Below are 21,170 nucleotides of genomic sequence, written 5' to 3' on the forward strand. Positions count from 1 at the left end.
CGCTGGCGCGCTGTTGGGTCCTGAGGCAACACACGTTGTTTCTGGTGTGGTGTTTGAGAACTGTAGAGTGGATGCGAGCATCTTTGTGGTCAAGTTGTTAAGGGCACATGGTGGATGTCTTGGCTTCAGGAGCCGATGAAGGACGTGGGAGGCTGCGATATGCCTCGGGGAGCTGTCAACCGAGCTGTGATCCGAGGATTTCCGAATGGGGAAACCCAGCACCAGTGATGTGGTGTTACCTGCCGGTGAATGTATAGCCGGTGTGGAGGGAACGCGGGGAAGTGAAACATCTCAGTACCCGCAGGAAGAGAAAACAAAAGTGATTCCGTGAGTAGTGGCGAGCGAAAGCGGACGAGGCTAAACCGTTTGCATGTGATACCTGTCAGGGGTTGTGCGGGCGGTGTTGTGGGACCTGTCTTCTCAGGGCTGACACTCTGGGCGTGATGCGGCATGGTTAGCGGAACCGTTTGGGACGGCGGGCCGGAGCGGGTGAGAGCCCCGTACGCGAAAACTGTGTTTGTGTTGTGTGACGGTGTTCCCGAGTAGCAGCGAGCTCGTGGAATTTGCTGTGAATCTGCCGGGACCACCCGGTAAGCCTAAATACTTCCTGGAGACCGATAGCGGACGAGTACCGTGAGGGAAAGATGAAAAGTACCCCGGGAGGGGAGTGAAAGAGTACCTGAAACCGTGTGCCTACAAGCCGTCAGAGCTCACGTTGTTGGGTGATGGCGTGCCTTTTGAAGAATGAGCCTGCGAGTTAGTGCTGCGTGGCGAGGTTAACCCGGGTGGGGTAGCCGTAGCGAAAGCGAGTCCGAACAGGGCGGTTGAGTCGCGTGGTCTAGACCCGAAGCGGAGTGATCTACCCATGGCCAGGGTGAAGCGTCGGTAAGACGTCGTGGAGGCCCGAACCCACTTAGGTTGAAAACTGAGGGGATGAGCTGTGGGTAGGGGTGAAAGGCCAATCAAACTCCGTGATAGCTGGTTCTCCCCGAAATGCATTTAGGTGCAGCGTCGCGTGTTTCTTGCCGGGGGTAGAGCTACTGGATGGTCTAGGGGCCTTACCGGGTTACCGAAATCAACCAAACTCCGAATACCGGTTAGTGAGAGCGCGGCAGTGAGACGGCGGGGGATAAGCTTCGTCGTCGAGAGGGAAACAGCCCAGAACACCAGCTAAGGCCCCTAAGTGTGTGCTCAGTGGGAAAGGATGTGGGATTGCCCAGACAACCAGGAGGTTGGCTTAGAAGCAGCCACCCTTGAAAGAGTGCGTAATAGCTCACTGGTCAAGTGGTCCTGCGCCGACAATGTAGCGGGGCTTAAGCACGCCGCCGAAGCTGTGTCGCTCGTGCAGTACATCCGCCTTCCTCTTCGGGGGTTGGTGCAGTGGCACGGGTGGGTAGGGGAGCGTCCTGCATCCAGGGAAGCGGCCGCGGAAGCGAGTCGTGGAGGGTGCGGGAGTGAGAATGCAGGCATGAGTAGCGAATGCAGAGTGAGAAACTCTGCCGCCGGATGACCAAGGGTTCCTGGGCCAGGCTAATCCGCCCAGGGTAAGTCGGGACCTAAGGCGAGGCCGACAGGCGTAGTCGATGGACAACGGGTTGATATTCCCGTACCCGAGCATGTGCGCCCATGGCGAGGCGGTTGACACTAACCACCCGAAGCCGGCATGGAAGTCTTCGGACGGATATGTCGTGTGGAGCGTGGGNCCTGATTCCGTAGTAGTCAAGCGATGGGGTGACGCAGGAAGGTAGCTCCGCCAGGCGATGGTTGTCCTGGTGTAAGCGTGTAGGAGGAACGGTAGGCAAATCCGCTGTTCACATACTCTGAGACGTGATGCGTAGCCGTTTGAGGCGAAGCGGGTGATCCTATGCTGTCGAGAAAAGCCTCTAGTGAGTGCATGCACGGCCCGTACCCCAAACCAACACAGGTGGTCAGGTAGAGAATACCGAGGCGATCGGGTGAACTGTGGTTAAGGAACTCGGCAAAATGCCCCCGTAACTTCGGGAGAAGGGGGGCCAGGCATCTTGAAGTCCCGTGCGGACGGAGGGGTGGTTGGCCGCAGAGACCAGCGGAAAGCGACTGTTTACTAAAAACACAGGTCCATGCGAAGTCGCAAGACGATGTATATGGACTGACGCCTGCCCGGTGCTGGAACGTTAAGAGGACCGGTTAACTCCTTTCGGGGGGTGAAGCTGAGAATTTAAGCGCCAGTAAACGGCGGTGGTAACTATAACCATCCTAAGGTAGCGAAATTCCTTGTCGGGTAAGTTCCGACCTGCACGAATGGCGTAACGACTTTCCGGCTGTCTCGACCACAGGCCCGGCGAAATTGCATTACGAGTAAAGATGCTCGTTACGCGCGGCAGGACGGAAAGACCCCGGGACCTTTACTATAGTTTGGTATTGGTTTTCGGTTCGGCTTGTGTAGGATAGGTGGGAGACTGTGAAGCGTTCACGCTAGTGGGTGTGGAGTCGTTGTTGAAATACCACTCTGGTCGGATTGGGAATCTGAACCTCGGACCATGATCTGGTTCAGGGACAGTGCCTGATGGGTAGTTTAACTGGGGCGGTTGCCTCCTAAAGGGTAACGGAGGCGCCCAAAGGTTCCCTCAGCCTGGTTGGCAATCAGGTGTCGAGTGCAAGTGCACAAGGGAGCTTGACTGTGAGACAGACATGTCGAGCAGGGACGAAAGTCGGGACTAGTGATCCGGCACCTCCTGGTGGAAGGGGTGTCGCTCAACGGATAAAAGGTACCCCGGGGATAACAGGCTGATCTTGCCCAAGAGTCCATATCGACGGCATGGTTTGGCACCTCGATGTCGGCTCGTCGCATCCTGGGGCCGGAGTAGGTCCCAAGGGTTGGGCTGTTCGCCCATTAAAGCGGCACGCGAGCTGGGTTTAGAACGTCGTGAGACAGTTCGGTCCCTATCCGCCGCGCGCGCAGGATACTTGAGGAAGGCTGTCCCTAGTACGAGAGGACCGGGACGGACGGACCTCTGGTGTGCCAGTTGTCACGCCAGTGGCATGGCTGGTTGGCTATGTTCGGAAGGGATAACCGCTGAAGGCATCTAAGCGGGAAGCCTGTTCCAAGATGAGGTATCCCACCCCGTGTGGGTTAAGGCCCCCAAGAGACGATTGGGTTGATAGGCCAGAAATGGAAGCACAGTAATGTGTTGTCGAGTTGACTGGTACTAATAGGCCGAGGACTTGCCCACAAAGATCGCTCGCATCCACTCTACGGTTCTGAAACACCACACCGGACCCCTGTCCCGAGACGGGCGGGGGGTGTGTTGTTTCGGAGTGTTTCGGTGGTTTTAGCGTCAGGGAAACGCCCGGTCCCATTCCGAACCCGGAAGCTAAGCCTGACTGCGCCGATGGTACTGCAACCGAAGGGTTGTGGGAGAGTAGGACACCGCCGAACTCAACCTGAGAAGTCTGGGCCCCGGTCCGAGAACCCCCCCGCGGGTTCTCCCGGGGCCCAGACTCATGTCACGGACAAAACAAGGCCCGGAACCCCGCNCGCCGAACTCAACCTGAGAAGTCTGGGCCCCGGTCCGAGAACCCCCCGCGGTTCTCCCGGGGCCCAGACTCATGTTCGCGTCCGCTCGGGCAGCGCGCGAGGCGGCTCAGGTCCGCCCGCGCGAGGTTGCTCCGAACGGGCCCGTAGGATAGTCAATCGGCCCTCGTACGGAGGGTCGTCTTCAGAATTCCAGAGTTGTCTATGGCAGGAGGCCAGGTGTCCGAGTTCGGTCGACGTGACTCAGCGGATGAGGGGTCCGGTCGGTCGGCTCGCCGCGACCAGGACTCCCGCGGCGGCCGGTCCGACGCGCCCCGGGGAGACCGGCGCGGCGCGCGGCAGGACCGTGGCGGGCGGGACAGCCACCAGGGCCGGCCCCGGCGGGACGACCGCGGCGCACGCGGGTCGGGCGGGTTCGCCGGCCGCCCCGGCCATGGCGACGGTCCCCGCGAGAACCGCGGATACGCCGGGAAACGCGACGACGACCGCGACTTCCGCCCCCGCGGCAAGCGCGAGTTCGACCGTCCGCAAGGCAAGTCTTACGGCGACCGCTCCGGGCGTCCCGAGGGACGCTCCTCCTACGGCGAGCGCTCCGGCGGGCCCGGCAAGTCGTCCTACGGCGATCGTTCGGGGCGTCCGGAAGGGAAGTCCTACGGCGATCGCGGCGGGCGGCCGCAGGGCAAGTCCTCGTACGGGGAGCGGTCCGGCGGGCGCTGGAACGACGACCGGCGCGGGCCAGGCGGATATCGCGGCAAGGACTCTCAGGGCGGCGGATACCGCGACGATCGGCGCGGATCCGGCGGATTCCGCGACAACGACCGCCGCGGCGGGTACGGCGAGCGCGACAACCGGGGCGGCAAGCCCGGCGATCGCGAGGCGCGCGGCGGGTACCGCGACGATCGCGGCGGCAAGCCCGGCGGCTTCCGGGATGATCGCGGCGGCAAGCCCGGCGGGTACCGGGATGATCGCGGCGGCAAGCCGGGCGGCTTCCGGGACCGGGACGACCGCGGCTCGCGTGAGGGCGGATTCCGTGGCGGGAACCGGGGTTCCGGCGGATTCCGGGACGACCGGTCCGGCGGGAACCGGCGCGACGGCGGGTTCCGCAACGAGCGCGACGAGCGCCGTGACAACCGTCCGGGCGGGTTCCGCAATGACCGCCGGGACGAGGGCGGCTACCGCGGGGATCGCCGGGACGACCGCTCCGGCGGGTTCCGCGACAACCGGCGGGACGACCGTTCGGGCGGGTTCCGCGGTGAACGGCGCGACGACCGCAGGGACGACCGGTCCGGCGGGTTCCGCAATGACCGCCGCGACGAGGGCGGCTACCGCGGGGACCGGTCCGGCGGATACCGCGACGACCGCCGCGACGAGGGGGGCTACCGGGGCGAGCGGTCCGGCGGATTCCGTCGCGATGACCGGGCCGGTGACAAGCGACCTGGCGGGGATCGCCGGGACGAGCGCTCGGGCGGGTTCCGCAAGGACCAGCGCGGCGGCGGATTCCGGAACGACCGTCAGGACGAGGGTGTCCGCGGGCGGCGGGACGAGGTCGAGGAGACCGCGGCGGCCGGCGAGGTGACTGCGGGCTCGGGTGCCGCGGACGTCGAGTCGGCTGCGGGGGACCGGGGCGAGAGCGTCCAGGCCGCTGAGAGCCAGGAACAGCCGCAGGGCAGCCGGGACGAGCGGCAAGATCGCCGGGAGCGCGACGACCGTGGCGACCGTGGCGACCGTGGCAGCAGGGACAGCAGGGACAGCCGTGGTGACCGTGGCAGCAGGGACAGCCGTGGTGACCGCAGGGACGACCGTCCTCGCGCCAAGCGGCCGGTGACGGCCGAGGAGCAGGACGCGGCACTCGCCCGTGAGCTGCTCGAAGCGCCGGAACTGCCTGAGGACATCGAGTTCTCCGACCTCGACGAAGAAGTCCGCCGGGAGCTGCGGACCCTGCCGAAGGGGCTCGCGGAGACCGTCGGGAAGCATCTGGTCGCCGCGGGCGGGCTGGTCGACGAGGACCCGGAGGCCGCGCTCGAGCACGCCCGGTACGCGAAGACCAAGGCGTCGCGGGTGCCGATCGTCCGCGAAGGGCTCGGGCTGGTCGCCTACCACGCGGGCAACTGGCAGGAAGCGCTGTCCGAACTGCGCGCCGTCCGGCGGATGACGCGCAGCGACGAGCACATCGCGATCATCGCGGACGCCGAGCGCGCGCTCGGCCGTCCGGAGCGCGCCCTCGACCTCGCCAAGGAGACCGACAAGGAACGGCTCACGAAGTCGACCCAGGTCGAGCTGGCGATCGTCGCGGCGGGTGCGCGGCGCGATCTCGGACAGCTGGACGCGGCGGTCGTGTCGTTGCAGGGGCCGGACCTCCAGGCGGGCAAGCGCGATCCGTGGAGCGCGCGCCTGTTCTACGCGTACGCCGACAACCTCGATGCTGCCGGGCGCAAGGAAGAGGCGGTGCAGTGGTTCCTCAACGCCGCGGAGGCCGACGCCGAGGACGAGACCGACGCCGCCGAGCGGGCCGCGGACCTGGCGAACGAGGCGGAAACGATCGAGGCGGACGCGAACGAGGCGAACACGATCGAGGCGGACGGATCCAGCGAGTCGGATGACTGACGTGGCCTACGACGCGCTGCTGTTCGATCTCGACGGCACCGTCTACCACGGGCCGCAGGTGATCGAGGGGGCCGCGGAAACCGTGACCGCCGTGCGCGAGCTGGGCACGGCGGTCCGGTTCGTGACCAACAACGCCTCCAAGGCCCCGTCTGCGGTCGCGGAGCATCTCCGGGACCTCGGGATCTCCGCGGACACCGAAGAGGTGCACACGAGCGCTCAGGCGGCAGCCGGGCTCCTCCGGGACCGGCTGCCGGCCGGGGCGAAGGTGCTCATCGTCGGCACCGCCTCGCTCGGCGACCAGATCTCCGCGGCGGGACTGGAGCCGGTGCGGACCGCGGGCGACGGCGTTTCCGCGGTGGTGCAAGGACATTCGCCGGAAACCGGATGGGCGGACCTCGCCGAGGCGAGCATCGTGATCCGGGCGGGCGGCCTGTGGGTCGCCACGAACACCGACAGCACGCTGCCCACCGAGCGCGGGCTGATGCCGGGCAACGGGTCGATGGTCGGGGCGCTCCGGATCGCTACCGGGGCGGAGCCGGTCGTCGCGGGAAAGCCGAAGCCGTTGTTGTTCGAGACGGCCGCGCGGTCGGCGAAGGCGAAGCGTCCGCTGGTGGTCGGGGATCGGCTCGACACCGACATCGCGGGTGCGGTCGCGGCGGGGCTCGACTCGCTGTGCGTCCTCACCGGCATCGCGACTCCGGCGACGCTGCTCACCGCGATTCCGGCGGAACGGCCGACTCATCTCGGTGCCGACCTCACCGCGCTCACACAACCGATGGACGAACTGCGCGTCGGCAAGCAAACCGGGTGGGAGATCAGCGAAGACAGCGGAAAAGATGCGCTGACCGTCCGCGGCGAAGGCGACAAGCTCGACCTGCTGCGCGCGCTGTGCGATGCGGCGTGGCGCACCGGGGTCTCGCAGGTGCGCGCGGACGGCGACGCGGCCGCGGCGGCAGTGACCGGGCTCGGGCTGGCCTGACTGGTAGTTTGGGGCTGTGCACCCGAACGTTCCGCGGCCGGTACCCGGACCCCCGCCGATCCCCGGACCCGGCCCGCAGCAGACTGACCCGCGGGCGGGCATCGACGAGGCCGTCGCCGGGCTCGACGACCTCGACACGCTGCCGCCCGCCGAACACGTGGACCGGTTCGAGGCCGTGCACACCGAGCTGACCGTGGCCCTGTCCAGCATCGACAAGGTCTGACCGGCGTGGCCAAACGGGCCAGGCTCGACGCGGAACTCGTGCGGCGCGGACTCGCGCGCTCCCGCGAACAAGCCTCCGCGCTCATCACCGGCGGCAAGGTCGCCGTGCGCGGCATGGTCGCCACGAAACCCGCCACCGGCGTGGAAAACGACGCGCCGATCGTCGTGAAGGACGAGGACGACCCGGGCTGGGCGTCGCGCGGCGCGCACAAACTCCTCGGCGCGCTTGAGCGTTTCGGTCCCGACGGGCTGACCGTCGAAGGCCGCCGCTGTCTCGACGCGGGCGCGTCCACCGGCGGGTTCACCGATGTGCTGCTGCGGGGCGGCGCCGACAAGGTCATCGCCGCCGACGTCGGGCGCGGGCTGCTCGACTGGAAGCTGCGGACCGACGACCGCGTTGTCGTCCTCGACCGCACGAACGTCCGCAATCTGACGCCGGAGGTCCTCGGCGGCCAGGTGGATCTCGTCGTGGGCGACCTGTCTTTCATCTCGCTCAAGCTTGTGCTGCCCGCGCTCGCCGAATGCGCGCGCGACGGCGCGGATCTGCTGCCGATGGTCAAACCGCAGTTCGAGGTCGGCAAGGACCGGCTCGGCAGCGGCGGCGTCGTGCGCGATCCGGAACTGCGCGTCGCGTCCGTGCTGGGCGTGCTCGCCGAAGCCGCGAAGCTCGGCCTGTCGCTGCGCGGGGTCGTCGCGAGCCCGTTGCCCGGGCCCTCCGGGAACGTCGAATACTTCGTGTGGCTCCGCAAAACGGAGCCGGAAGACGCGGGCGGCGACGACGCCGAACGGCTCGTGCGCACCGCAGTCCAGGAAGGACCCCAGTGACCGCCGAACGTGAAGTGCTCCTCGTGGTGCACCCGGACCGGGACACCACCCGGGAGGCCGCCCGCGAGGTGTCCCAGCGGTTCGCCAAGGCCGGGATCCGGCTGCGCGTGCTCGACGAGGACGTCCTCCAGCTGATCGACCCGGACGGCTGCATGGCGAAGCCGTGCACCGTGGTCGCGCCCGAGCACAATCCGGCCGAGGGGGCCGAACTCGTGTTCGTGCTCGGCGGCGACGGGACGCTGCTGCGCGCGGCGGAACTCGCCCGTCCGGCCGAGGTGCCGGTGCTCGGCGTGAACCTCGGCCGCGTCGGCTTCCTCGCCGAAGCCGATTCGGACGCGCTCGCCGACGCCGTGCAGCGCGTCGTCGACCGCGATTACCACGTCGAGGACCGGATGACGGTCGACGTCACGGTCGCCGCCGACGGCACGGAGATCTACCGGACCTGGGCGCTCAACGAGGCCAGCGTCGAGAAGTTCAGCCGCGAGCGGGTGCTCGACGCGCTGATCGAGGTCGACGGCCGCCCGGTGTCGTCCTTCGGCTGCGACGGCGTGCTGTGCGCGACGCCGACCGGTTCCACCGCGTACGCCTTCTCCGCGGGCGGCCCGGTGCTGTGGCCGGACGTCGAGGCGCTGCTCGTGGTGCCGAGCAACGCACACGCGATGTTCTCCCGTCCGCTGGTCGTCTCGCCCCAGTCGGTGATCACCGTCGGCATCGACCCGAAGGGCCCGAAAGCGGCGCTGACCTGCGACGGGCTGCGGTCGTTCGATCTGCCGCCGGGCGCGCTGGTGCGCGTCGTGTGCGGCAAGCGGCCGGTGCGGCTGGTCCGGCTGTGGGACGGCGTGTTCACCGATCGGCTGGTGTACAAGTTCGGCCTGCCGGTGCGCAGCTGGCGGGACCGGCGCGGCGGGGAGCGCCAGGGCAGCTGATCCGCGACGCGCCCGCACAAGTGTTCGACCAGCGAAAAGAAGAGTTAGCGCACCTCGGACGCACAGAACGTCGGTGCGGGCCGCTACCGTATGCGTCGTGCTGGCCGAGATGCGCATCCAGGGCCTCGGAGTCATCGAGGAAGCCCTGCTGGAACTGCACGCGGGCTTCACCGTGGTCACCGGTGAGACGGGTGCGGGCAAAACCATGGTCGTCACCGGGCTGCATCTGCTCTCGGGCGGACGGGCCGAGGCGTCGAAGGTCCGGAACGGGATGCTGAAGGCATTCGTCGAGGGCCGGTTCACCGTGGGCAAGGACGACGCGGCCGCCCGCATCGTCACCGACGCGGGGGCCGACGTCGACGAGGACGGCAGCGTCATCGCGCTGCGCACGGTCTCGGCCGACGGGCGCTCGCGGGCGCACCTCGGCGGCCGGTCGGTGCCGGTCGGGGTGCTGTCCGACCTGTCCGAGCAGGTGATCGCCGTGCACGGGCAGAACGACCAGCTGCGGCTGCTGCGCCCGGCCGAGCAGCGCGCGGTGATCGACCGGTTCGCCGGCGAGGACGTCGGGCGGCCGCTCGCCGCGTACCGCCAGGTCCGCGAGGAATGGCTGGCCGTGATCACCGAGCTGAGCGAGCGCTCCACCCGCTCCCGCGAGATGGCGCAGCAGGCGGACCTGCTGAAACACGGGCTGAACGAGATCGACGCGGTCGCTGCTGAACCGGGCGAGGACGTCGAGCTCACCGAGCAGATCAAACGGCTCGCCGCGGTCGACGAACTCCGCGCCATGGCCACCGAGGCGCACGCGGCGGTGTCCGGCGCGCAGGACGGCGATCCGGACGCTCCGGGCGCGCTCGGCCTGGTCGGCGAGGCGGTGCGGCGGCTCGCTCCGGCGGAGGACTCCGCGCTGCGCGACCTCGTGCCGCGGCTGGAGGAAGCCTCCACGCTGCTGAGCGACGTCGGCGCGGAGCTGGGCAGCTACGTCGAGAACCTGGACGCCGACCCGGCGCTGCTGGAGAAGGTGCTCGCGCGGCAGGCCGATCTCAAGCGGCTCACCCGCAAGTACGCCGCGGATGTCGACGGGGTGCTGGCGTGGGCTGAAGACGCGCGGCGGCGGCTCGAATCGATGGACACGTCCGAGGAGGCGTTGGCCGGGCNGCCGGGCTGGCGTTGCGCCGGGACGAGCTGGCAGTGCAGCTGGTCGCGCACGCCACCGAGGTTTCGGCCGCGCGCGGCAAGGCGGCCGCGGAACTGGCGACGGCGATCACCAAGGAGCTGTCGGGCCTCGCGATGGGCCAGGCGGAGCTGGAGATCACCGTCGAACAGCGTCCGGCCGAGCACGGCGACCGGCAGGCGCTCGCGATCGACGGACACGCCGTGCACGCGGGTCCGGACGGCGTCGACGAAGTGGAACTGCTGCTGCGGGCGCACAACGGCGCGCCGCCGCTGCCGGTGCACAAGGCGGCTTCGGGCGGTGAGCTGTCGCGGGTGATGCTGGCGATCGAGGTCGTGCTGGCGCACGCGGACACGGTGCAGACGCTGGTGTTCGACGAGGTCGACGCCGGGGTCGGCGGCCGGGCCGCGGTCGAGATCGGACGGCGGCTGGCGCGGCTCGCGCGCACGCACCAGGTCCTGGTGGTCACGCACCTGCCGCAGGTCGCCGCGTTCGCCGACCAGCATCTGGTGGTGGACAAGGGAACCAGCGGCGGCGTCACGCGCAGCGGCGTGAAAACGCTCGACCAGGACGACCGGGTGCGCGAGCTGGCCCGGATGCTCGCCGGCATGGACGGCACCGAGACCGGCCGCGCGCACGCCGAGGAACTGCTTGCCACGGCCGAGAAAGACAAAGCGAAGAACACCGGCGCGAAGCGCAAGCGCGCGAAGAGGGGCTGAGGCGGATTCCATGACCTGGGCCACGCTGGCCGACGTCGAAGCCGAACTCGCCCGCGCGCGGCGGGAGGACGATCTCGACCGCTTCCTCGAACTCCTCGGCGACGAGGAGCTGTTCGTGCCGATCCACCGGGACGAGGCGCGGCGGCTCGCGCAGGACCGGACCTGGTCGCCCGCGAAAGTCTGCTGCGCGCACGGCGGCGAACCGTCGCTGCAGGTGTTCACGCGCGGCGCGCTGCCGGATTTCGGGGCGGACGTGGTGTTCCTCAGCGGCGACCTCGACTGGGCCACGCACGGTCTCGGCCAAGAGGAACAGATCGTCTTCAACCGCGGCACGCTCGGCGAATGGCGGGTGAGCGCGACGGCCGTGCTGCCCTGGGTCGCCGCGAACCCGCACCGGGTCACCGCGGTGGAGCAGCAGGTCGAGCGGCTTTACACGGCCCGGTACGGACTTCTCGACGGTCCGGTCGCGCACGCGCTCGCCTGCGGCGCGCACCAGGCGGTGCTGTCGGCCGAACCGTGGAACGTCCTCGACGCGCGCTACCACGATTACGTCGCCGAGGTCCGCGGCCTGCGCGACTGGTGGGGCGTCGCGGACGCGGCGGGCTGGCGGGCCGCGATGGACCGGCTGCTCGGCGATTCCTACCAGCTCACCACCGGAAACCTCGTGCTCGTGCTGCGCGCCCGCAGCGGGCTGGCGCTGGACGTCTACGGCTGGGTCGAGCTGGTCCGGCAGTGGTGCGCCGACAACGACGCCGAGGACCAGGCCGGGCCGCTCGTCGACGCGGTGCGCCGGATCGTCCGGTACGAACAGCGGTTCCGCGCCGACGGCCTGCTCGCGCCGGACGGCGTGGTGGACAGCATCATCGGCTGGGACGTCGGGCGCGCGGTCGAACTGGCGCGCTGGGGGCTGGCGGTCGGGTACTGCGACGCGCTCACCGCGGAACTGATGGTGCTGGAGGCGGGCGCGATCGCCCGGCGCTACCACGGTTCCTGGGCGGAACTGTCCACCGGATACGTGCTGGGCAGGCTGCTCGCGCTCGACGGCGAGGAATTCGGGCCGGAATACGTTTCGGCCGCCCGCGTCCGCCACCGGCTGCTGAACGATCCCGCGAGCCCCTGGTCCAACCTCGATTTCGAGGCGGGCGGACCGGACAGTTAACCCCGGCTCGCCCACCTCGCGCGACCTGGCTCACCGCAACGAGTCATGTCCGCTTCGGCGCGTCGGCTCCGCAGCCAGGCACAAATTTGTCACCATCAGCCACATGAAGCTCACTGGTCTTCTCGCGCGGAACCAAGAAGCCCTCCCCGGCGTCATCGGTGTCGCGCGGGTCGACCGGCGCACGCGGGAGCTGCTGCGCCGGGTCAGCGTCGGCGACATCGTCGTGCTGGACCAGCTCGACCTCGACCGGGCCACGGCCGACGCGCTGGTCGCCGCCGAGGTCGCCGCGGTGGTCAACGCCTCCCCCTCGATTTCCGGCCGGTTCCCCAACCTCGGCCCGGAAATCCTGGTGGCGGCGGGCATCCCGCTGGTCGACTCGGTCGGCGGGGACCTGCTGCGCAGCGTCAAGGACGGCACGAAACTGCGCGTGCACGAGGGCGCGGTGTACCTGGGGGAGCGGCAGCTGGCGACCGGGGTCGAGCAGACCTCCGAAAGCGTCGCCGACCAGATGATCGAGGCCAAGGCCGGGATGTCGACCCAGCTGGAAGCCTTCTCCGCCAACACGATCGAGTTCCTGCGCCGCGAGCGGACGCTGATCCTCGACGGCGTCGGCGTGCCGGAGCTGAAGGTCCCGGTGCGCGACCGGCACGTGCTGGTCGTCGCCGCGGGGAACGGGCACGCCGAGGACCTCAAGAAGCTCAAGAAGTACATCGGCGAGCACCGGCCGGTGCTGATCGGCGTGGACGCCGGCGCGGACACCCTGCGTGCGCAGGGCTACCAGCCCGACGTCATGGTCGGCGATCCGACCGGGATCGGCACCGCGACGCTGCGCAGCGGCGGCGAGGTCGTCGTCCCCGCGCAGCCGGACGGGCACGCGCCGGGCGTCGAGCGCATCCAGGACCTGGGCATCGGCGCGGTCACTTTCCCCGCGTCCGGCAACGCCGAGGACCTCGCCCTGCTGCTGGCCGACGCGCACGGCGCGAGCCTGGTGGTCACCGTCGGATTCCAGGCCACGCTGCGGGAATTCCTCGACCACGGCCGGTCCGGGTCGAACCCGTCCACGTTCCTCACGCGGCTCAAGCTCGGCACGAAGCTGGTCGACGGCAAGGCCGTCGCGACGCTGCACCGGGCCAGGGTGTCGCTCGGCGCGGTCGCGCTGCTGGTCCTCGCCGCGATCGTCGTCGTCATCGCCGCGCTGCTGGTCTCCGACGTCGGCTCCGTCTATCTCGAGTGGATCCAGCACACCTGGTCCACGTTCGTCGCCTGGGTGAAGGGTCTCTTCACGTGATTTCCCTGCGATACCACATCGTTTCCATCACCGCGTGCTTCCTGGCGCTGGCCGTCGGCGTGGTGCTGGGCTCGACCGCGCTCAACGGTTCGCTGCTGTCCGGGCTCGCGGACCAGAAGAAAGACCTCGGCACGCAGGTCGCCGATCTCGAAGCGCAGCGCAACTCGCTCAACGCGCGGCTGTCCGACGCGGACGCGTTCGCCGGGACGATGGGCCCGAAGGTCGTCGCGGGCGCGCTCGACAAGCGCAGCGTCGTCATCGTCACCACGCAGGACGCGCGCCCGGCCGACCGCGACGCGCTCAAGAAGCTCGTCGGCCAGTCCGGCGCGTCGGTGACCGGCGAACTGCAGCTGACCGACGCGTTCACCGACCCGGCCAAGGCCGACCAGCTGCGCGACGTCGTCACGCGGCTGCAGCCGGCCGGGGCGAAGTTCCCGACCGCGGGCGACTCCGGCACGCTCGCCGGCGCGCTGCTGGGTTCCACGCTGCTGCTGGACAAGGCGAGCGCGAAACCGCAGTCGAGCGGCGACGAACTCGCCGCCGCGCTCGGCGGGCTGACCGACGGCGGGTTCGTGAAGCCGAGCCAGGGCGTGCAGCCCGCGCAGCTGGCGATCGTGCTGACCGGAGCCCAGCAGACCGGCGACGGCGCGGGGGACCGGGCCGCGACGATCGCACGGTTCGCCGCGCAGATGGACCGTTCCGGCGCGGGCGCGGTGCTCGCCGGGGACCCGGGTTCCGCGGAGGGCACCGGCCCGATCGGCGTGGTGCGCGCGGACACCTCGGCCACGTCGATTCTGTCCACTGTGGACAACGCGGACTCGGCGGCAGGCCGGGTCGCGACGATCCTGGCGTTGCAGGAACAGCTCAACGGCGGTTCGGGACGGTACGGCATCGCGGGCAACGCGCAGGCGATCGCGCCGGGTGTGACTGCTTCGGGGAACTGAACGAGAGACTTTCGCCTCCCGCACAACAGCCGGCGGCGGTACCGGATTCCCTTCGTGGGTGAGGAAACCCGGTACCGCCGCTGACTTGTTCGCGGGTGCCGCGGCGGCTGGTTCTCTTTGGGGTGGGGGAATCCGGGTACCGCCGCCGACTTGTTCGCCGACAACGCGGCGGCCGGTTCCCTTCGGGGGTGGGGAATCCATTGCCGCCGCTGATTCGTCGCAGGCAATGCGGCGGCACCGGGTTCCCCTGGGGGTGGAGAATCCGGTGCCGCCGCCGTTATTCCTGCGCCTGCCGCGAGGTCAGCAGGTGCCGTTGTCGGCCCAGGCCGACGCGCTGCCGGGCGTTTCGCCCCGCGTCCACCACTTCGCGGACCAGCGGTGGCCGTTGTAGGACACCACCGCGCCGGCGTTGTAGGACTGGGAGGTGTTCCACGCCGCCGGGCACGCGGTCGTGGGACCGCCGCCGCCGGAGCAGGCTCCGTTGTCCGTCCAGACGTCCGAGGTGCCGGGCTGCTCGCCCTGCGTCCACCACTTCGCCGTCCAGGTGTGGTTGTCGTACGACACGACCGCGCCGCCGTTGTAGACCTTGCCGGTGTCCCAAGCCGCTGCCGTGCACTGGCCGCCCGGCGGGGTCGTGGGCGTGGTCGGGGTCGTGGGCGTGGTCGGGGTCGTGGGGGTGGTGGGCGTCGTCGGGGTGGTCGGCGGCGGGCCGGAGCAGCCCTCCGTCGGCGCGGCGAGCCCGTCCACGACCGCGTGGAACAGTGTCGAGTTCGGATCAAGGTCGTAGAGCGAGAACATCATCGCGCCGCCGAGGCCGTTGCAATGGATGTAATCGGTGCGCGCCTTGATCGACTGTTTCGACGAACCGCCGTAGAAGCTCGTCCCGTCGTAGAACCACGCCGATTGCGTTGCCGGGTCCCAGAACGTGTCCGCCGGGTTGTCGACCACGCCGGAGAGTTCCTTGTACATCGCGACGCCGGGAACGTTGCCGCTCAACGGATGCGGAGCGGACGGACCGGTGGCGGTCTGGTACAGCCCGTGGTTCGGGCCCGCCGGAACGCCGGTCCAGCCCCGGTAGTAGAACGGGATGCCCAGGGTCAGCTTCGCCGCCGGGAACCCGCCGGGGATGCCGTACGCCGGATCGCCTTGCGTGTACGCCTTCATCACCTGGTCGATGGTGTATTTCTCGGTGCCCGGCGGGATCGTCGGGGACGGGTCGTTCGGCGAGGGGTAGAGCGGGTCCTGGAAGTTCGTCGGACCGGTCTTGTCCCACGCGCCGTGCATGTCGTAGGTCATCGGGTCCGCGAAGTCCATGTACTGGTGGATCTTGTCGGTCTGGATCTTCGCGATCTTGTCCTGGCCGCCGGGCAGGGCGGCCGAGAGCGCGTAGTGCTTGCCCAGCGCGTCGAGCTGGCCGCGGAACTCGGCGAGCAGCGAGGTGAAGTTCTGGGTGTCGCCGGGGCTGTAGTGGTTGCCCGTGTGGCCGCCGGGGTGCGCCGGGTACTCCCAGTCGATGTCGAACCCGTCGAAGATGTTCGCGGCGGTGCCGGGGCCGCCGAAGCCGCCCGCGTTGGGGATGTTGCCCTTGATGAACATGTCGATGCAGGAGCTCGCGAACTTCTTGCGCGAGGCGTCCGTGGCCGCGGCGTCGGAGAAGTACTTCGAGTAGGTCCAGCCGCCGAGCGACAGCAGCACCTTCAGGTTCGGGTGCCGGGCCTTGAGCTCCTGCAGCTGGTGGAAGTTGCCGACGATCGGCATGTTGTAGGTGTCGGCGGAGCCGTCGACGCTGATGTCCGAGCCGAACGACTTCTGGTAGTCGGCGAACTGGTCGCCCGCGCCGTCGCCCGCGTTCGGGTCGTCCTCGCCGCCCGGGTCGGGAGTGGTCGCCTTGGTCGTCTCGAAGCAGGTGAGGTTGTTCGGGTCGATGTTCTCGAAGTCGTAGAGCAGGTAGTCGATGTTGTCGGCGATCTTGTCGACGTTCTTGAGGTAGTAGGCGTTCTGGTAGATGCTCCATTGGTCGAAGTAGGCGATGCGCAGGCCTCCCGAGGAGGGCGCGGGCGTCGCGGTGGCCGGGGCGGGCCGGGCCAGGATGGTGAGACCGGCCACGACCACGGCGGCCAGGGCGGCGCAGGCCACGGCCAGCGGTCTCAAGGTCCGGTGGGGCATAAGGGTTCTCCCTCGCACAAGCGAAGTCCGCCTGCCGCACCGGAATGCGCGGCAAGCGTCGGACATCGGGTGATCACTGCAGGAGCGGGGGCCGGCCCGTAGTCGAATGTGAACCAGGGCACAGCCGGAGTCAATACTGTGGACTAGACCAATTTCCGAGCCTGGGTGTTTTGTGATGAAGTGTCCGGAAAGGCCCGACGAACGGCCTGTTCCAAGCGGGGCGAGTGGTCCGGACCACTGCGGGGCACCGGTTCACCCGTACGGGTGTGGCTGATCCGACACCCGTCCCGCGCGGCATCAGCCGGGTCTCAGGAAGATCATGGGTGGTTCACAGCTGCGCACGAGAGCCTGGCACCATGAGCGCCAACGACCCCGGGAGCACGGCCGAACGATGACCACTACCGAGATCCCGCTCGTCCGTTCCGGCGAGCCGGCGCCCGCCCGATCGCCGCACCTGCGTCAGCTCGATGCGTACCGGGTCGTCACGTTCGCCCTGGTCATCCTCATCCACGTGATCGGCTCCACGACCTATCAGCAGGACATCGTCGCCGACGCGATCCAGACGCCGCTGCACCTGACCCGCGAGGCGTTCTTCGCGCTGACCGCGTTCGTGCTCGTGTTCGGCTACCGGGACCGGCCGGTGCGGACCGGGAAGTTCTGGCGCAGGCGGTTCCCTCTGGTCGCGGTGCCGTATGTGACCTGGACGGTCATCTACCGGGTCTACTCGCTGATCACCTCGGAGCAGCCGTTCGGGTCCGCCGGCGCGCAGCTGCGCACGCTCGGGCTGGACCTGCTCACCGGGAACGCCTGGTACCACATGTATTTCATGCTGGTGACGCTGCAGGTGTACCTGCTGTTCCCGCTGCTGGCCACGATGTTCGACCTGATCCGCCGCCGTCCGTGGACCGTGCTGGCGGTGTCCGGCGCGGTCCAGGTGGCGGTCGCGATCTTCATGAGCTACCCGCCCGCGGCGCTGGGCTACGGCTTTGTCAGCAACTTCTTCGCGACTTTCCTCGTGTACCAGTTCTACATGCTGCTCGGGGCCGCGGCGGCGCTGCACTTCGAGGCGGTGCACGCCTGGCTGCGCACGCATGCGCGCTGGGTCCTGCTGGCGATGGCGGGCGGGCTCGCGCTCGCGGAGGCCGGCTACTTCGTGAGTGTCCGCTTCGGCGAGTGGCCGGAGATGGCGTCGGACGCCTTCCGCCCGTACCTGATCCCGTGGTTCGTCGCGGTGATCGCCGGCATCTACCTGGCGGGCGCGCGCTGGGCGGAGAGCAGCCAGCGCGGCGGGCGGTTCGTCTCCTGGGCGGTGAACCGGTCGTTCGCGGTGTTCCTGACCCACCCGATCGCGATCGCGCTGCTGGACCCGCTGTTCGTCTTCGTCGGCGACCGCTACGGCGCGCCGTGGACGACGCTGGTGGCGTACCCGGCGACGGTGGCGCTGACCTTCGCGATCGTCGAGGTGCTGCGGCGGCTGCCGTGGAGCAAGGCGCTGACCGGGCGCGCCCGGGTGCCGGTGCGCGCCTCGGCCTGAGGTGCCACCGCGACTTCGCAGCGAGAGCCGTGAGGGAATCAGAGTCAATGAGGGTTCCCTTCACGGACCGCGGAGCTGCTTCAGGCACCGGGCCAGGTGCGGTGTTTGTCCAGGGGGCGGGCGTAGGACCCGGCCCGGCTGGTGCGCAATCCCAGCGCCACCAGGGATTCCGCGAGCCGGACCGCGGCGGCGACCCCGTCGACCACCGGGACGTCGAGCATCGCCGACATCGTGCGGTCCAGCCCGGTCATCCCGGCGCAGCCGAGCACGAGCACCTCGGCGCCGGCGTCGCGAGCCCGCAATCCGGCGGTGAGCAGGGCTGATTCCGCGCGTTCCGCGTCGCGCAGCTCCAGCACGCTGAGCCCGGTGCCGACGACCGCGACGCAGTTCCGGCCCACTCCGGCCGAGTGCAGGCTGTCCTCGATCAGCCCGCAGGCGCGGTCCAAGGTCGTCACCACGCCGTACCGGCGGCCGAGCAGCCCGGCGAGATGTGCCGCGGCCTCGGTGATGTCGACCACCGGCACGTCCAGCAGTTCGCGCGCGCCCTCGCGGCCGTGCTCGCCGAAACCGGCGAGGACGACCGCGTCGAACGTTTCCCCGGTGGTGCGCAACAGGTCCAGCACCGCCGCCGCGGACAGGAAGCTGTCGAGCCAGCCCTCCGCCGATTCCGGGCCCCACTTCGGCGTCAAGGCGACGATCTCGGTGCCGGGGCTGGCCGCCGCCCGCGCCCCGGCCTCGATCTCCTTCGTCATGGCCTCGGTGGTGTTGCAGTTGGTGACGAGGATCCGCATCAAGCCCTCCGCTGGCGGTGTGAAACGGCGTAGTAGAGCAATCCGGCGCTAGCGGTGCCGAGGAACCAGGAATACGGTGCGGCCGGTGCGAAGAACGGCACCAGCGCGACCACCGCGGACAGCACGGCGCACGGGAAGAAGGCCGCCATCGCGCGCGGATTCACCTTGGGGTACTTGCCGTCGCGCACGAACAGCTGCGCGACCTCGACCTTGCCGCGGCGGATCAGGTAGTAGTCGACGACCATGATCCCGAACAGCGGCCCGAGGAACGCGCCGAGCCCGCCGAGGAAGTAGTTGACCACCACCGGCGACGAGTACAGCTTCCACGGCAGCACGCACAGCGCGGCGACGGCGCTGATCATCCCGCCGACGGTGAACGAGATCCGCTTGGGCCAGATGTTGGCCAGGTCGTAGGCGGGGGAGACGAAGTTCGCGACGATGTTGACGCCCATGGTGGCGATGGCGAAGGTGAGCGCGCCGATGATCAGCACCGGGGTGTTGTGCACGCGGGCGAGCAGTTCGGCCGGGTCGGTGATCGCCTCGCCGAACACTTGCAGACTGCCCGCGGTGACGATCACCGACAGCAGCGCGAAGGCCGTCGAGTTCACCGGCAGGCCCCAGAAGTTGCCGCGCCGCACTGTTTTCTGGTCCAGGGCGTTGCGGGAGAAGTCGCAGAAGTTGAGCATCAGCGTGCCGTAGGTGGACAGGATCAGCCCGGCCGCGCCGAACCACTGCCGCACCTGCTCGCCGCCGGAGAGGTGCCGCGGGCTGCTGGTGAACGAGATGTGCCAGTGGCTCGCGGCGAGGATCCAGACCGCGAGCGCGATCATCACGATCCAGATCAGCGGGCCGCACCAGTCCTGGAATTTCCGCACCGCCTCCATGCCGCGGGTCAGCACGAGCGCCTGCACCAGCCACAGCGCCACGAAGCACATCCAGCCGAGCGCGTGCAGGCCGAGGAAACCGTGCTCGGTCAACGGTTTCAGGCCGGGGTCGATCGCCAGCACGAGCAGGGTGATCGCGACGCTCGCGAGGTAGGTCTGGATGCCGTACCAGAAGATCGCGATCACCGCGCGGATCAGCGCGGGAAGATTTGCCCCGAACGTGCCGAAGCTGATCCGCGCCACCACCGGGAACGGGACGCCGGTGCGCTGGCCGATCCGGCCCATCAGGTTCATCCCGAAGAAGATGACCACGAACCCGAACAGCAGTGCGGTGAACACCTGCCACGCCGACAGCCCGAGCACGAACAGCCCGGCGGCGAAGGTGTAGTTGCCGAGGTTGTGCACGTCCGACATCCAGAGCGCGAAGATGTCGTACACCTTCCAGCGCCGTTCCTTGGCGGGCGCGAGGTCCTCGTTCCACAGCCGAGGATCGGGTTCCGGCTGGACGTCCGCGCTGGTTTCGGTGGACGGGGCGTGCGTCATCGCTGACCTCCGGTCGACGTGCCGGCAGCTTTGGGATCCCAAACTTGGGATCCCAATATCGCGCCGGACGGCTGCTGCGTCAACCCTCTTCCCGATAAACTCGGCGATGTCCGAGGTCGGCGAGAGGGGGACAGGTGGGCGCCACGGAGGGCCGGCAGCCGCTCGCGGCGACGCGCGCCCGGGTGCTCGACGAGCTGCGGGAACGGATCCTGACCGGGCGGCTGAAGCCGGGGGACCGGCTGGTCGAGCGCGAATTGGCCGAGGATCTCGGGGTGTCGCGGGTGCCGGTGCGCGAGGCGATCCGCAGCCTGGAGTCCGAGGGCTTCGTGGTCGTGCCCTCGCCCCGGCGGGTGGTGGTGCGGCAGCTGGCGCGAGCGGATGTCGAGGAGCTGTTCGACGTCCGGGAGGCGCTGGAGAGCCTGGCCGCCGCGCGTGCCGCGGAACGGGCCGGGAAGCCGGAGATGCGGCGGCTGGAGCGGCTGCTCGCCGAGTCCGCGCGGGTCACCCAGGGTGGTGACGGTGCGCGGATTTCGGAGGTCAACAGCAGGCTGCACGACGAGATCATCGCCATCGCGGGCAACCGGCTGCTCACCACGATGCTGCATCCGCTCGAAGGTCAGCTGCGCTGGCTGACCAGCCAGAACGAGCATTGGGACGCATTGCTCGACGAGCACCGCCGCCTGGTGGACGCGATCGGATCCGGCGACGTGGAGCGGGCGCGCGAGTACGCCGCCGAGCACGTCCGGGTCAACCGCGCGGTGACGCTGCGCGACCTGTTCGGGGACGACGAGCGGGACGAGCGACCGGCGGGCTGAGCTGGGCCTCGTGAGGGGGGATGCCGGTTCTAACCGGTGCCAGCACGCACGACATCCCGCGGGTAAGGTGACCCTAACTTCAAGCG

13 protein-coding genes, 2 rRNA genes and 1 pseudogene are annotated in these 21,170 nt (G+C 69.0%); 13 read left to right on the forward strand and 3 right to left on the reverse strand.

Annotated features, from left to right (window positions below; all coding sequences use genetic code 11):
- The first annotated feature begins 87 nt into the window (after window positions 1-87).
- The 11 genes and pseudogenes from A4R44_RS31955 to A4R44_RS32005 all read left to right on the forward strand — a co-directional run bounded on the left by A4R44_RS31955 (window position 88) and on the right by A4R44_RS32005 (window position 14,351).
- A 23S ribosomal RNA gene (locus A4R44_RS31955) occupies window positions 88-3,212 on the forward strand.
- Window positions 3,213-3,301: 89 nt separating this feature from the next.
- Window positions 3,302-3,418, forward strand: a 5S ribosomal RNA gene (gene rrf, locus A4R44_RS31960).
- Window positions 3,419-3,733: 315 nt separating this feature from the next.
- A complete protein-coding gene (locus A4R44_RS51025; RefSeq protein ID WP_067588966.1) occupies window positions 3,734-6,118 on the forward strand; it encodes a hypothetical protein in 2,385 nt (794 codons plus the stop codon).
- On the forward strand, window positions 6,111-7,097 hold the full coding sequence (locus A4R44_RS31970) for an HAD-IIA family hydrolase (protein ID WP_067588968.1): 987 nt from the start codon (window positions 6,111-6,113) through the stop codon (window positions 7,095-7,097). The genes A4R44_RS51025 and A4R44_RS31970 overlap by 8 nt, the downstream gene beginning before the upstream one ends.
- Window positions 7,098-7,113: 16 nt before the next feature.
- Window positions 7,114-7,320: a hypothetical protein gene (locus A4R44_RS31975; RefSeq protein ID WP_009079580.1), complete on the forward strand. Its 207-nt coding sequence runs from the start codon at window positions 7,114-7,116 to the stop codon at window positions 7,318-7,320.
- Between the two features lie 5 nt (window positions 7,321-7,325).
- Window positions 7,326-8,144 carry a TlyA family RNA methyltransferase gene (locus A4R44_RS31980; RefSeq protein WP_067588970.1) on the forward strand — a complete coding sequence of 273 codons (819 nt, stop codon included), beginning with the start codon at window positions 7,326-7,328 and terminating at the stop codon, window positions 8,142-8,144.
- On the forward strand, window positions 8,141-9,070 hold the full coding sequence (locus A4R44_RS31985) for an NAD kinase (protein ID WP_067588972.1): 930 nt from the start codon (window positions 8,141-8,143) through the stop codon (window positions 9,068-9,070). The genes A4R44_RS31980 and A4R44_RS31985 overlap by 4 nt, the downstream gene beginning before the upstream one ends.
- 97 nt (window positions 9,071-9,167) lie before the next feature.
- Window positions 9,168-10,960 (forward strand): annotated as a pseudogene (recN, locus tag A4R44_RS31990) (DNA repair protein RecN).
- Window positions 10,961-10,970: 10 nt separating this feature from the next.
- Window positions 10,971-12,119: a DUF1266 domain-containing protein gene (locus A4R44_RS31995; protein WP_067588974.1), complete on the forward strand. Its 1,149-nt coding sequence runs from the start codon at window positions 10,971-10,973 to the stop codon at window positions 12,117-12,119.
- A 103-nt stretch (window positions 12,120-12,222) separates the two neighbouring features.
- On the forward strand, window positions 12,223-13,407 hold the full coding sequence (gene steA / locus A4R44_RS32000; RefSeq protein WP_067588976.1) for a putative cytokinetic ring protein SteA: 1,185 nt from the start codon (window positions 12,223-12,225) through the stop codon (window positions 13,405-13,407).
- Window positions 13,404-14,351 (forward strand): copper transporter, encoded by a 948-nt coding sequence (locus tag A4R44_RS32005; RefSeq protein WP_067588978.1) that lies wholly within the window; start codon window positions 13,404-13,406, stop codon window positions 14,349-14,351. The genes steA and A4R44_RS32005 overlap by 4 nt, the downstream gene beginning before the upstream one ends.
- Before the next feature lie 300 nt (window positions 14,352-14,651).
- Here the strand turns inward: A4R44_RS32005 and A4R44_RS32010 are convergent, their stop codons facing one another.
- Window positions 14,652-16,517, reverse strand: coding sequence for a glycosyl hydrolase family 18 protein (locus A4R44_RS32010; protein ID WP_067588980.1), 1,866 nt, complete (start codon window positions 16,515-16,517; stop codon window positions 14,652-14,654).
- Between the two features lie 391 nt (window positions 16,518-16,908).
- On the opposite strand from A4R44_RS32010, the gene A4R44_RS32015 reads away from it, so the two are divergent.
- Window positions 16,909-18,051, forward strand: coding sequence for an acyltransferase (locus A4R44_RS32015; RefSeq protein ID WP_067588982.1), 1,143 nt, complete (start codon window positions 16,909-16,911; stop codon window positions 18,049-18,051).
- Between the two features lie 80 nt (window positions 18,052-18,131).
- Here A4R44_RS32015 and A4R44_RS32020 read toward each other — a convergent pair whose 3' ends face one another.
- Window positions 18,132-18,842: an aspartate/glutamate racemase family protein gene (locus tag A4R44_RS32020; protein ID WP_067588984.1), complete on the reverse strand. Its 711-nt coding sequence runs from the start codon at window positions 18,840-18,842 to the stop codon at window positions 18,132-18,134.
- Entirely contained in the window at window positions 18,842-20,269 is a 1,428-nt protein-coding gene (locus tag A4R44_RS32025) for an NCS1 family nucleobase:cation symporter-1 (protein ID WP_067588986.1), read from the reverse strand. Before A4R44_RS32025 ends, A4R44_RS32020 begins: the two co-directional genes overlap by 1 nt.
- 134 nt (window positions 20,270-20,403) lie before the next feature.
- Here A4R44_RS32025 and A4R44_RS32030 point away from each other — a divergent pair, with 134 nt between their 5' ends.
- Window positions 20,404-21,084 (forward strand): GntR family transcriptional regulator, encoded by a 681-nt coding sequence (locus A4R44_RS32030; RefSeq protein WP_067588988.1) that lies wholly within the window; start codon window positions 20,404-20,406, stop codon window positions 21,082-21,084.
- The last annotated feature ends 86 nt before the right edge of the window (window positions 21,085-21,170 follow it).

Origin of the sequence: Amycolatopsis sp. M39 (assembly GCF_001651785.1) — a bacterium.
Taxonomy (GTDB): Bacteria; Actinomycetota; Actinomycetes; order Mycobacteriales; family Pseudonocardiaceae; genus Amycolatopsis; species Amycolatopsis rubida.